The sequence below is a fragment of the Melioribacteraceae bacterium genome (assembly GCA_035362835.1).
Taxonomy (GTDB): Bacteria; Bacteroidota; Ignavibacteria; order Ignavibacteriales; family Melioribacteraceae; genus DSXH01.
Genome location: DAOSDY010000001.1, coordinates 290,314 through 303,831, shown reverse-complemented (window position 1 = coordinate 303,831; position 13,518 = coordinate 290,314). Strand labels below are relative to the sequence as shown.

Annotated in this window: 16 protein-coding genes; all 16 read left to right on the top strand. The window is 37.9% G+C overall.

The features are described 5' to 3' along the window. Position 1: 1 nt before the first annotated feature. The 16 genes from PLZ15_01470 to PLZ15_01395 are packed head-to-tail and all read left to right on the top strand — an operon-like array spanning position 2 to position 13,458. Positions 2–811, top strand: a complete 810-nt coding sequence (locus PLZ15_01470; protein ID HOI28399.1) for a transglycosylase SLT domain-containing protein — start codon at positions 2–4, stop codon at positions 809–811. After that, a complete protein-coding gene (gene flgN, locus PLZ15_01465) occupies positions 808–1,260 on the top strand; it encodes a flagellar export chaperone FlgN (GenBank protein HOI28398.1) in 453 nt (150 codons plus the stop codon). The genes PLZ15_01470 and flgN overlap by 4 nt, the downstream gene beginning before the upstream one ends. A 1-nt stretch (position 1,261) precedes the next feature. Beyond that, positions 1,262–2,656: a flagellar hook-associated protein FlgK gene (gene flgK, locus PLZ15_01460; GenBank protein HOI28397.1), complete on the top strand. Its 1,395-nt coding sequence runs from the start codon at positions 1,262–1,264 to the stop codon at positions 2,654–2,656. Positions 2,657–2,658: 2 nt separating this feature from the next. Beyond that, positions 2,659–3,537, top strand: coding sequence for a hypothetical protein (locus tag PLZ15_01455; protein HOI28396.1), 879 nt, complete (start codon positions 2,659–2,661; stop codon positions 3,535–3,537). Beyond that, positions 3,534–4,313, top strand: a complete 780-nt coding sequence (locus PLZ15_01450; GenBank protein ID HOI28395.1) for a MotA/TolQ/ExbB proton channel family protein — start codon at positions 3,534–3,536, stop codon at positions 4,311–4,313. Before PLZ15_01455 ends, PLZ15_01450 begins: the two co-directional genes overlap by 4 nt. Next, entirely contained in the window at positions 4,262–4,981 is a 720-nt protein-coding gene (locus PLZ15_01445) for an OmpA family protein (GenBank protein ID HOI28394.1), read from the top strand. The genes PLZ15_01450 and PLZ15_01445 overlap by 52 nt, the downstream gene beginning before the upstream one ends. A gap of 5 nt (positions 4,982–4,986) precedes the next feature. Beyond that, the gene (gene fliW, locus PLZ15_01440) at positions 4,987–5,367 is read left to right on the top strand and encodes a flagellar assembly protein FliW (GenBank protein ID HOI28393.1); all 381 of its coding nucleotides are present in this window, start codon (positions 4,987–4,989) and stop codon (positions 5,365–5,367) included. Between the two features lie 3 nt (positions 5,368–5,370). Continuing rightward, positions 5,371–5,607, top strand: a complete 237-nt coding sequence (gene csrA, locus PLZ15_01435; protein HOI28392.1) for a carbon storage regulator CsrA — start codon at positions 5,371–5,373, stop codon at positions 5,605–5,607. Further along, the gene (locus PLZ15_01430) at positions 5,607–6,326 is read left to right on the top strand and encodes a response regulator (protein ID HOI28391.1); all 720 of its coding nucleotides are present in this window, start codon (positions 5,607–5,609) and stop codon (positions 6,324–6,326) included. The genes csrA and PLZ15_01430 overlap by 1 nt, the downstream gene beginning before the upstream one ends. Positions 6,327–6,333: 7 nt before the next feature. Further along, entirely contained in the window at positions 6,334–7,188 is an 855-nt protein-coding gene (gene motA / locus PLZ15_01425) for a flagellar motor stator protein MotA (GenBank protein HOI28390.1), read from the top strand. Continuing rightward, positions 7,189–7,998, top strand: a complete 810-nt coding sequence (locus PLZ15_01420) for a flagellar motor protein MotB (protein HOI28389.1) — start codon at positions 7,189–7,191, stop codon at positions 7,996–7,998. It begins immediately after the preceding gene. Next, entirely contained in the window at positions 7,995–8,399 is a 405-nt protein-coding gene (locus PLZ15_01415) for a response regulator (GenBank protein ID HOI28388.1), read from the top strand. Before PLZ15_01420 ends, PLZ15_01415 begins: the two co-directional genes overlap by 4 nt. Then, a complete protein-coding gene (locus PLZ15_01410; protein ID HOI28387.1) occupies positions 8,387–9,049 on the top strand; it encodes a response regulator transcription factor in 663 nt (220 codons plus the stop codon). Before PLZ15_01415 ends, PLZ15_01410 begins: the two co-directional genes overlap by 13 nt. Positions 9,050–9,095: 46 nt before the next feature. Beyond that, positions 9,096–9,731 (top strand): hypothetical protein, encoded by a 636-nt coding sequence (locus PLZ15_01405; GenBank protein HOI28386.1) that lies wholly within the window; start codon positions 9,096–9,098, stop codon positions 9,729–9,731. 8 nt (positions 9,732–9,739) lie between these two features. Next, entirely contained in the window at positions 9,740–11,620 is a 1,881-nt protein-coding gene (locus PLZ15_01400; protein HOI28385.1) for a PAS domain-containing sensor histidine kinase, read from the top strand. After that, positions 11,620–13,458, top strand: coding sequence for a hypothetical protein (locus tag PLZ15_01395; GenBank protein ID HOI28384.1), 1,839 nt, complete (start codon positions 11,620–11,622; stop codon positions 13,456–13,458). Before PLZ15_01400 ends, PLZ15_01395 begins: the two co-directional genes overlap by 1 nt. The last annotated feature ends 60 nt before the right edge of the window (positions 13,459–13,518 follow it).

Here is a 13,518-nt window from a genome sequence, read left to right as displayed (position 1 = left end):
CATGAAAGAGATATCCCTAAAAGTCAGTAATAACGAAAAGCATCTTTCGCAGATTACTCAAGCGAAATCGAGGTTCGATGATAAGCAGAAAGCCAAGATTGCTAATGCCGCTAACGAATTTGAAAGTCTGCTTACTTCTATGATGCTTCGCTCGATGAATTCTACTACCGGCGGTATTCTCGGTGATTCCGGTTACGGTAATGATATGTTCGATACGATATTTGAACAGCAGATTGCATCCCAGATTTCAAAAAGTAAAAATCTCGGAATTGCCGAAGCAATCTATAGAAAAGTTACCGGCGAGGAACTATCGCCCCTTCTAAATTCCATTCCGTCCCGTTCAGTTGAAAGGATAAATATTGACAAAGTTGATGCGGACACTAAAATAAAACCGAGCAGCGAAGCTTTAAAAAGATTAAATAAGTTCGATATTATGATTGACGAGGCTTCAAATGAATTCGGGCTGGATAAAAACCTGATAAAATCGGTAATTCTCACAGAATCAGCCGCCAATCATAAAGCCGTTTCTTCGGCTAAAGCCAAAGGATTAATGCAGTTAATTGATTCCACGGCTTCGGATATGGGAGTTAAAAATGTCTTTGATCCCAGACAAAATATCCACGGCGGAACTAAATATTTATCCCGGATGCTTCGACAATATAGTGGGGATTTGAAGCTTGCTCTGGCTGCTTATAATGCTGGCCCCCAGAATGTAGAAAAATTCAATGGCGTTCCTCCATTTGATGAAACGAAGAATTATATCGAAAAAGTAATCGGTTATTTAAATCATTTCAGCGAGAGTGAAATATGACAGTCCGAGATTTGATATCATCCATTGAAAATCAGCAGAAGAATTTCGACCTTCTTCTTAATACTCTGGTTCTTAAAAAAGAAGCCATTGTTGCGGATAATTATAATCTCCTCGAAGATGCAATTAGAACAGAACAGAAAGTGCTCATTGTTATTGATGAAGAAGAAAAACGGAGAAAGGGATTAATTGAGGAATTTGCAAAAGAAAATTCGGTTAGCTTAAAAAGTTTTACATTCGACGAATTGCTTGGTGCAGCACATTCCCTGTTCGAAAAAGAGAAAAAGTATCTAGATAAAGTACGGGCTGAGTTGAAGGAAAAAGCTCTGCGAATTGCTCACGTCAATTCACAGCTTTCCGTATTGATTGAAGTCTCCCGGAATATAATTAAGGAACGGATGATATCCCTTTTGGGAAATGGAAAACGAAAATTAGTCAATAAGAGAGTTTAATATGGGTATCGGCAGGTTGCTCGACATATCAGTCCGCTCTATGGCCGCTTATCAGCGTGCCATTGATGTTACTTCTCAGAATATTTCGAATGCAGGGAATCCTGAATATTCGAGACAAAAGACAGTCTTTTCAACTGAGGAGACACAGGCCGGGATCGGACTTGGAGTTAAAATTCAGGATGTTGTAAGAATAAAGAACGACCTGCTCGACAGTCAGGTCAGAAAATACCAATCCTCGCTTTCAGATGCCGAAAAGAGATCCGAACTGTTGCAACAGCTCGAATCAATTATTGCCGAACCATCAGACTCCGGATTGAGTGCCTATATCGGGGAGTTCTTCAATTCCTGGTCTGAACTTGCCGTTAATCCAAATTCTACTCAGCTTAGATCACAGGTGATCCAGAAAGCCCAGAGGTTCAGCGAAAGGTTCACCGAAATCTTTGAAGGATTCGCGAATGTTCAATCGGTACTCCAAAGAGAAGCGGTTGTTAAAACCAATGAGATGAATGGATATCTGAAAGAAATTGCCGAACTGAATCATAAAATTTATGAGTCCGAAGCACGCGGTATTAAAGCAAGTGAATTAAAGGACAAAAGAGATCTCCTTATTGATAATCTGAGCAAACTGACTAATGTGTCAGTTCAGATGAATCAGTTCGGAGCTGCTATTGTTACTGTTGGAGGTGTTCAGGGTGCCGATCAGAATGTTCATAATGAGTTTGAAGTTGCATTCGTAAATAATAAGATGAGAATAGTTGCAAAGAATGATAAGAATGCTGTTGCACTTTTAAATGGCGGCGAACTCTATTCCATAACCGACCTTTATTCCAATAAAATACCCGATTACAAACAGGGTCTGGAAAATCTTGCTTCAACCTTCATCAATCGGGTTAATCAGTATCACATGCAGGGATATACATTAACTCAGAACGGTGTTTCTTCTACGGGAATTCCGTTCTTCGGAAACCTGGATGTAAACGGTAATGTGGAAAACGCATTCGTCAATGGGGTAATTAAAATCAATCAGAATATAATCGATAACCCTAAAAACATTGCAGTATCTGATCAGGCCGGAAACGATGGTAACGGTTCGGTTGCAAATCTGATTGCATCATTAAGCGATCTCAAATTATCGGAGCTTGGCGATCAATCTATACTTGAAAACTATTCCGGTATTCTAAACAGTTTCGGAACTGACAAAGTTGTTAGTGATAACAAGGTGGAATCGAGCGGTCTTGTTCTTCAGCAGCTGATGAATCAGAAATCGTCCTATTCGGGAGTTTCCATCGACGAGGAAATGACGAATGTTATTAAATATCAGAGATCGTATGAAGCCGCAGCAAAACTGATCAAAGTAGTAAATGAAATGATGGAAACAATTATCCAATTGGTGTAATTATGAGAATAACCGAAAATTTATTGTCGGAAAGATATCTTTATAATCAGAACCGTATTAACGAAAAGAAACTCAAAATCCAGAGCCAGATTACAAATAATACCAAGCTGGAAACTTTATCGGATAATGTAGGCGACTCGCTGGAGGCGATTAAACTTCATTCCGCAATAAAAAAGATTGAGACTTATCAGAAGAATATTATTAATGCCAGGGACTATCTGAATATTACAATCGCATCGATTGAAGACATCGCCGGTCAGACACAAAAAATAATTTCTCAGGTGATGAATCTGGAAAATGCTTTGAACACCTCAAATCTTGAAACGGTTAAAGAATCGATCAAAAGTTCTATTAGCGCAGTTGTAGATAGTCTTAATGAAAAAAGAAATGGAATGTACATTTTCGGAGGAACCGACTTCAGCGATTCACCTTATGAAATAGATCCCAACGGCAGGGCCGTAAGAAATGCCACCACAAATACCGGTGAAATCAAAGTTCAGCTGACACAGAATATTAAAGATACAATCAACCTAACTGGTGATAAAATTGAAGATACGGACCTTATCGATTCATTGAATGATCTGCTCGATTCCCTCGATGCAGGCAATATTCCCGATAATACTTTGAAAGAACGTCTCAACAAAGCTTATAATTCTGTTATCGCGCTTCAGTCGCTCAACGGCGATAAACTTAACCGCATTGATGATATCAGCGAATTACTCGAAAAACAATTACTGAACACGCAGGATCTTCTTTCCAAAAAGCAGGATATCGATCCTGCTAAACTGATTGTCGATCTTCAGTATCAGGATTATGTTCTTCAGATGTCTTATAAACTCGCAGCTACCATTCTGCCAAAATCGCTATTAGATTACTTATGATTAAAAAGTACGGTACAATATCGGGTTTGATCTTAGGTGTCTTTTCGATTTTCGGGGCATTTTTCCTCGAAGGCGGATCTATTAAAGCTCTCTTTATAGTTTCATCGCTCATTATTGTCTTCGGCGGAACTTTTGCAGCTGTAATAATCGGCTTTGGGCCCGATAAATTCAAAGATATTTTCAGACTGATGTATATGGCTTATTTCCCCAGGAATTTTGAGCCTCTTAGAATTGTTGATGTGTTTATTGAACTGGCAATCAAATCCCGAAACGAAGGTTTGCTTTCAATCGAGAAGGACCTCTATAAATTCGGGCATTATTTCCCGAGGAAAATGGTAAAGTTTGTAATGGACGGAACAGATCCGGATTCACTCTATAATCTTGCTCAACTCGAAATGAAAGCAATGCAGGAACGTCACTATTCAAACATTTTTATATTTACAAAAATGGGGGGCTATGCACCCACCATGGGAATTATCGGAACGGTTATGGGTTTAATAATGACACTTGCAAATGCGGGAGCCGATCCGAATTCGCTTATTAAAAACATAGCTACTGCCTTTATTGCCACATTGTGGGGAGTATTCAGTGCTAACATTATTTGGTTACCTATTGGGGACAGATTAAAAAAATGTCATTTAGAGGAAAAGAATTTAATGGAGATCTCTTTGGAGGGAGTTCTAACTCTTCAGAGCGGAGAAATTCCGTCGGTCATGAAAGCCCGATTGCTCGGAATGCTTCCGCAAAAGGTTCAGCTAAAAAGGCTAAACCAGTAGAGACTGAAGATTCAACCTTCCATGAAGACGGGGATAAGGACCGTTATCTTATTACTTATGCGGATCTTATAACGCTCCTACTCGGTCTTTTTATAATTCTCTATACCATGTCGAATATCGATGTGAATAAATATAAAGGTGTCGTTTCGGCAATGGGAAGTATTTTCGGAAGCGAATCGGGTGTAACCTCTCTTAAGAATTCATCCCCTGTCATTCCTAAACCGAGCGATAAACTTGCTGAGGATCTTTACAGACTTGTAGAACAGTATAATTATGGTAACTCAATCCGACTGGAGCAGAATGAAAGGGGAGTCACAATTCATATACTGGACGATATTCTCTTTGCGCCGGGGAGAGCTGTTCTTAATGAAAATTCGAAAACCGTTTTGAGCAGAATTGCCGAGGTAATTAAATCTTTGCCTAACGATATCAGGATTGAAGGGCATACAGATAATGTTCCTATAAATACTTTACAGTATCCTTCCAACTGGCATCTTTCTGTCGATAGAGCCCTAAGTACCGGATATTATCTTATTCAGGAGGAAGGAATCATGGCCGATAAAGTTTCTGTTGTCGGTTATGCCGAATACAGACCGATTGCGTCGAATGATGACGCGCAATCAAGAGCATCAAATAGAAGAGTAGACATTGTAATACTAAAGAAGTGAGTAATATGAAGATCAAAACACAAAAATTCGGTGAAATTGAATTCCCTGAAGATCTGATAATCAGTTTTAAGGATGGCCCTTTCGGATTTGAGGATTTGAAGAAATTCGTTTTTATTAAACCGGAAGAGAGCGTTTTCTTCTGGCTTAATTCAATCGACCGGCCGGAAATTGCATTCCCGTTGTTCGGTCTTAGGGTGATTGATGAAAACTATCCCCAGGAGGAGAATCAGGAGGCATTCGGAATTGTTACTCTCAACCCCGATCCTCTTAAGATTACTATCAATATGAAAGCCCCGGTTTTTATCAACCAGTTTGAAAAGAGTGCCTATCAGACAATTCTCGATAAGGATAGCTACTCCCTTTACTATAACTTATTTACAGAGTAGAACATGTTAATACTGACAAGAAAAATTGAAGAAGAAGTTAAAATCGGTAGCGACATAACTATAAAAATTCTGTCGATTTCCGATAATCAAATAAAGATAGGCATCGATGCGCCGAATAATGTGCAGATTTTCCGGGGTGAAGTCTATAATAAGGTTAAACAGAATACTCTGGATGCTTCTAAATCGGTTTCTAGTTCTATTGTCGATCTGTCGAAATACAAAATCAAAAAGGTTGAGTAATGTCGGATCTTTATACTGATAAAATTACGATTCTTGTAATTGACGATTCGGATATAATCAGAAATTCATTGAGAAATTTCCTGAGCGAATACGACCTGGAGGTAATTACCTGCAACGATGGCCTTGAAGGAATTCAGAAAGCAATTGAGTTCAGACCAAAACTTATCTTCCTCGATCTTATGATGCCGAATCTGGACGGTCTGAGAATGTTAAAAGTGATTAAAATTCTTGAGGGAGTAAAGAGTATTCCGGTAATAGTAATAAGCGGGCATACGGATAAAAATAATGTTATTGCCGCTATGCAGTCCGGCGCCGCAAAAGTAATCTCTAAACCGCTCAGTAAAGAAGTCCTTATTAAGGGTATTAATGAAGTACTGGGAAAAGACTTTTTGCATAATGCTAAAAGAGCACGGTATTTAACCGATATTGAAAAAGAGGAGATTGCAAATCAGTTGAAAAAATATTTCTTCAATTCTCTTCCTCAGAAAAAAGGAACGATTAAAGAAGCCCTTATCTACCATAATGTTGATCTTCTGATTACTATTATGCACGAATTAAAAGGCTCGAGCGGAATGATCGGTTATCCGAAAATCTCGGATATGTGCCGGGAGATTGAATTGAAACTCTCCTTAATAGATATCGACTGGAGAGAGATCGAAAGTAAATGCGAATTATTAATCAATGAATTTGATGTGCTTGAAATTCTTAATTCGAAATAGGTAAAAAATGTTTGCTATTGTAGGCCTTGTTGTAGTTATTGTCTCGGTTGTCGTTGGATTTACGATGGCAGGCGGAAATCTGGTCCTTCTGATTCAGATCTCAGAATTTGTAACTATTGGCGGTGCGGCAATAGGAAGTCTGCTTATCTCTTCACCGGCAGCCCTTATTAAAAAAATTACATCGCAGATCGGCCAGATCTTTAAAAGTCACAAAAATTCAAAGGAAGATTACATAGAACTTTTAAAAGCAATCAATACTCTTTTCTTAACTGCGCAAAGGGAAGGACTTTTAACAATTGAAAAACATATTGAAAAACCCGAAGAGAGCGATATACTCTCAAAAAGCAAATTACTAATACATGATGAGATGAAGAAGAATTTTTTCTGCGATACGATGAAGGTTATGCTGGCCGGCTCAATGCCGCCGCATGACCTGGAAGGTCTTATGGAAACAGAAATTGAAACCTTTCAGATAGAAAACAAACCCGTTTCGGAAACCATCGGCAAAGTCGGCGATGCTCTCCCCGGGCTTGGTATTGTTGCAGCGGTTCTGGGAATCATAGTAACAATGGGTTCAATAAATCAGGGTGCTGAAGCTGTAGGTAAACATGTTGCGGCAGCTCTTGTGGGCACTTTTCTAGGAGTACTTCTGAGTTACGGGTTTGTGAATCCAATTGCAAGCAATCTTCACCATATCATAGAAGAAAAAGTTCAGGATCTGCAAATAATAAAGACTTTCATTCTTGGATTTGCAAAAGGAAATCCCCCGCTTGTTGCCGCTGAAATGGCGCGCCGTGTAATATTCTCCGATGAAAGGCCAACTTTCCAGGAACTCGAGACTGCTTTAAGAGGAAAAAAATAGTTGGCTAATGAAAATTTAAATAGCGGGAATAATTCGTCATCTCCTGAAATTCAATTTGATCAGGCGCCGATTATTAAAAAAATTAAAAAAGTACATGGCGGGCACCACGGAGGTGCCTGGAAGGTAGCATATGCGGATTTTGTTACGGCGATGATGGCGCTCTTTATAGTGCTCTGGGTACTCGGTCAGAATGATGAAGTAAAAGAGGCGGTCGCGGGTTATTTCAAAGACCCTGTCGGATTCTCAACCAAAGGTCAAAACCTGCTTGAAGGAAAAAGTTCTCAGCTTATCGATCTTAACATAGAAGAAGAGATCAGGAAGCAGGAAGTGGAGAAAGCTGAACTTGAAAAAATGGGGGATAAGCTGAAAGAGGAAATTACCAGCGATACCGAGTTGATGAATATTTCCGACCAGGTCAGGATTGAAATTGTTAAGGAAGGTCTTAGAATTGAACTGGTTGATTCCGAAAGGGATGTGTTCTTTGAAGTGGGTACTTCAGAACTTAAATTCGATGCGAAGAAATTAATTCAGAAACTTGGTCTGGAAATTTCCAAACTTTCCAACAAAATTATTGTTGAAGGGCATACAGACTCCCGCCAGTATAAGAACGACGGAAGCGGATATTCAAATTTCGAGTTGAGTACTGATAGGGCTAATTCCGCCAAACGGGCTTTGGTTTCCGGCGGCGTTTCAGAAAAACAAATTGATGAAGTACGAGGATTTGCAGATACACGACTCCGGGATATTGAAGATCCTTTCAGCTTTATGAATAGAAGAATCAGTATAACAGTAAAGTACACTACTAAATGAATTCCGAAAAGAATATATTGATTGTGGAAGATGATTCTATGCTTCAGGAGTTCTATAAAGTACTCTTTAAACGGCTCGGTTATAAATGCAGCATCTCGGAAAACGGTGATGAAATTATCGATAATATTGTTAACCGAAAGGTTGACCTGCTGATTGTGGATTTAAATCTTAAGAATACTTTTTTAAACTCAAAAGCAATTGATGGAGTCTCTCTCGCGAGGTATATTAAACAAAATTTTTATACATTAAGAATACCAATACTGGTTATAACAGCATATTCTGCAAGTTATTTTGCGGATGACCTGTTAAAAGAAGGATTTGCGGACGATTATATGCTAAAACCGATCGTCAATTTCGATTTATTAATTCAAAAAGTGGATAATCTATTATGTCAGAATTAAAAGACCAGGTTCTGGTCGTAGAAGATGAGAAGGATACCAGATTTATTCTCGAAAAATTACTTACTAGAAATAATTATCAGGTGGCTATGGCCGTTAATGGAGAGGAAGCCCTTGAAATATTAAAAACATTTACTCCGAAAGTAATTTTAGCTGACTGGACGATGCCTGTTCTTGATGGTATTGCACTCTGCAATATTCTGAAAAGTGATGAACGTTATAAGACTATTTTTTATATAATACTTACCGCCAGGTCTTCTCTTAAAGACCGGGTTATGGGTCTTGATATCGGGGCCGACGATTTTCTGGTTAAACCGATTGAGAATCAGGAATTACTTGCACGAATCAGGTCGGGTATTAGAATCTATAATCTTCAGAGTGAATTGCGGAATATTGAGCATAATAAAGCTGTGGTTGAAATGGCTTGTACTATAGGACACAAAATAAATAATCCTCTAAGCAGCCTTACACTTTCCATCCAGGGAATTGAAAATGAAATAAGTCCTGCCGAATTTGCCAAAATTTCGGAGGATATCAAGATTATGAAAGAATCGACTGAACGGATCAGCAAATTTGTTCAGGAATTGATTCATCTTCAAAATCCTCAGCTTGTCGACTATGTCGATAATAAGAGAATGTTAAAGACTGAATAGGGTAAAGAACTTTTCTTTTCCTTCGATAATACAGATAGGAGAAGGAATGTTAGAAAAGGTCTTAAATATAAATCCCGGCTCGGATTACAAGAAATCTGCGGGTAATCCGAAGTACTATAAAAAAGTTAGCAGCTATAGTTTTTCATTGAATTCAGCTAACGATTCGCTTTATATCTCACCGGCAACATCTCTTCTTGCACGGCTCGGATGGAAAATTAAAAAACTGAATTCCGATAATGAAAAAATTCAGATCTTATTTGAATTGGACGGGTTCGATTTTGAAGCGAACATCTATATCAATGAATTAAACCACAATCCCAGAATTGATTACAGAACAAAGAAGAGTCTCGATAGGTATTCTACAGAAATTACAGTAACCGTTTCATTATCCGCACCAATTATTTCCGCTTCTGCAGGAATTAAAACCGATATCAAACTTGCCGGACTTCATAAGTTCTTTAGCCAGTTTGAGTCAGCACGATTCAAAAAACCGAGTATTATAAACGAGTCCGGTACTATTGAACTGCTTATTTATGATCTAAGAAGGGAAATAAATACCGAATTCAATCTGATAAATTCCTGCTTTGTAAATTTTTTAGAAAAATATATTTCAATTAAACCGGTGTTTCAACAAAATACGGGTGATGAGGGTGTAGTCATTAAAAGTATCCATATTCAATAGAAAACTTGATGCGAAATTGGTTCGATTATACACAGAATATTGCTAATACTTCAACAGAGTTCGGCACTTATAAAGAATTACCCAATAACAGGGCGGTGGTTATTGTTAATCCTGAAATGGATATTACTTACTGCAACGATACATTCAGCCGCTATTTTTTCCTTTTCCCGAACGACAACCTTAACAGACTGAATCCGAATTCGGAATTGTTCTACCTGATTAAAGGATTCATTGAAAAAAAATATCTGAATCTTGTTTCGGATATAAACATTTCGCTTCCGGGTAATGAAGCAATTCAGATTTATCAGGTCGTGATGGAACGGGTTCTCATTTCATCAAAAGAATTTCTTATCATTTCTATCGAGTCCCAGGAACACCGAAAATCCGTTGAAAGAAAAATTAATGCCCTCCATAATGCTCTCGATCACGGAAAGGTACCAATCCTAATAACCAACACCGAAAATCAAATTGTTTATGTGACCCGGTCATTTGAGGAGATCTTTTCTAAGGAGATAGATTCACTTTTCAATCTTACAATAACGGAACTCTTTTATGAGCACCTGAGATTCGACGAGTTTGAGGAATTCAAATCTGCTATTATTAATAATAGAAGCTGGAAAAAGCTGATATCGATTAAACGGAACGGCGGACTTGAATACTGGGAGTTTACTTTAAATCCTTTTGTTCTGGATGAAAGCTATAAAATATTCCTGATCTTAAGCGCTTCGAATCTCACTGAGCATATTCATCAGACCAAGATAATTGAGAGTTCCGATAAAAGACAAAAACTGATTATAGAAAATATATCCGATCTTCTCCTTATTCTGAAACAGTCCAGAACCAGCCTCTTATTCGAAAACGCTAACGATAACTTCTGCAGATTTTTCAAAATCGATAAGCATTCGGCCCATTTAGAATCTGTCGATAAGATACTCCCTGCTACATTGACCAGGGAAATCATTAATTCGATAAAGGAATCCTGCGGAACTGACAAAACTGATTCCGAATTCAATTACATATTCAATGAGGAACAGCAATATCTCTGCAAAATAACTTCTACTTCAGGTTATGATGCTGAGAGTATTATCTATATAATAACGATGAAGGATATAACCGAAGAAACACGGCACCGCGTTCAGCTGGAAAAAAATTACCTGAAGGAACAGCAGCTGAATAAAATGAAGTCCGATTTCCTTGCGAATATTTCACATGAAATCCGTACTCCGTTTAACGGAATTATCGGTTATTCGGAAATTATTGACGATTGTCTTGCTACAGGCGATTATGATACCATCCAGGAATTGATTATAGCGATGAAAGAAGTGATGGGGCGCGCCTTGAATCTGTTTACCAATCTCGTTGAGGTATCCCAAATTGAATCGGGCGAAGTGGAAATTGAAAAAGTTGAGCTGAACTGTAACCAGGTTATTAATAAGATTTACCATAAGCGACTTAGTGAAGCCCAGAAAAAAAATCTCGATTTCAAGCTCGAACTCTGCCAGGACGAATCTTTAATTGAAGTCGATTGGGTAAAACTAGAAAAGATTATTGACGTACTTATCGATAATTCAATTAAATATACTCTAAACGGATTCATTTCCGTTTCCACCAATGTAAATGATGGTCGGGTTCTAATTTCAATAAGTGACACCGGAATTGGAATCGATAAATCCCAAACCGAGCGTCTTCTTACTCCTTTTACTCAGGAAGTTGAAGGTTATGCAAGGCCATACGAAGGCGTAGGGTTAGGATTAACTGTAGCTTACAAATTGACAAAGCTATTAGGCGGCGACTTCTTAATCTCCAGTGAAAAGAATAAGGGGACTGAAATAAAGATTTCATTTCCTCAATACATTCCGTCGCGCAATCTTTCGGGAGCCGTCCTCTAATGATTGAAGTAAACGAAAAATATAATCACACGGATTTTGAAATTGAAGCCGATACTTCAAGATTCTTCAGTCTTGGACGTCATCATTTCGATATTAATTTTAAAAATGAATTCGACTATCTGAATATTGTAAAAGATTATTTAAAATTATCCTCTTTCAATATTCCGGAAGAGTTCAAAGAGATTTTTATACCGAGATCGAATGCACCTGTCTACTGGATAAATGATACCTGGCTTTCGAACCAGATTGAAGAATATATGAAATTCAATTTCCTGAGAGCCAAAAATGTAGATCTCTTCAGGGGAATAAAAGAAAATTACAGCAAATGGGTAACAACAAAACTCAGAAATGAAAAAGAATACTATGCCAATAATGTTCTCACGCTTATTGAGCGTGACATTTACAAGCAGAATTTTTTCAAATATATCATCCACGGTATAATTCTATTGTCGCAGCCGGGACTTTATAATTTCCCGAGAATTATAACTTCGTTTACAACGGCAAAGGAATCGATTGCATCATCACGACTTCCTGATAATGCCAAACAGGAATTACTCTATATCCTTTCACTCTACATCGGTTTCGCATATTTGAGGGAAAATGATAATTTATCTGCGAATACCGCGTTTAGAGAGTCGCTGGATCTTAAAAACACCGGGGTTACTGCAAAAATTTACTGCGCTCTAACCGAATTGCGGAATGGTAATATTGAAAGTGCGGCCTCGTTTTTAAATGATGTCCTTATGCTTGATTTCAGCCGATTTGCTCTTGCTTTAAGTATGAATAGTGCCGAAATGCTTAGCATATTTATCAAATCGGCCTACTTCCCAAATATCTTTTTTGAAAATGAATTTGGGAGAATGACAGACGAAATCGACAGGATGATTAACCGTTACTTTTCACCTTCGGGAAATCAGCTTAAAGCTATTCAGAAAAACCTTAGCGAACTGAAGGAGAAGAAATTAGGGGATCAACTTACGCCTGAGATATCGCAAAGTATCCGGATGCTTGAGAGAGTATCACAGGTTTATTCAGAATCGGAAAATATATTTATTGTTGGCTTATCCCCTGAACTTAATTCTAAGTTCAACAGCATATTAACACAACTGACCGGCAGACTGAGGGAAAAACTGTATGAAGAGATTAATCAGAAGCTGAGTAGCCTTGATAAAGCAATTCTTGAAAACCAGAATGCCGAGAATCAGGTATTGAGTGAGATCGAAAATTTTAAAATAAAATTGAAAGATAATCTCGAAAAAACTCTGCAAAACATTAATGATAATTATGATGCACAGATAAGATTGCTGGAGGAGAAAATCGAGAATATCCCGTATGTGGAAAAATATAATCCCCAAAGATCCTTCTCTGTCAATATGAGTAATAATCTCATCGTTGCTTTTATCGTCTTGATTATCGGTGCGCTTGCAGACAATTCCGGTACGGAATCATCAGGATTAAACTCTTTCTTTTCCGGACTGGTAACAACCGGTATTAAATGGGGATTAATCAGTTTTTTTATGGGTACTTTAGTTTCCTTGATAATTTCTGGTCTGGTGTTGATTGAAAAATCCGATGAAAAGCAGAAGCTGATCAGAAAAATTAATGGATTCAAAACACAAAAATCGAATGCTATAAATGATGCCAAGGACTATTCCGCCCACAGAGAAAAAGTAACACTCGAAAATTATAATAACAATCTGCTGCAGTATCGAAAAAACATTCATGACGTAAAGAGTCAGAGGGACTCTGAGAAGTCGAAACTTTTCAACGAAGCGGAAGAAAAGATTAGAGAATTCATGAATGAATTAGCACCCCTTCAGAGCGCCATTTCTGCATAATATTAGCCAATCTTTTAACTATCAACACTTATTCTTAAAAATTTCGTAAAAAACACATCT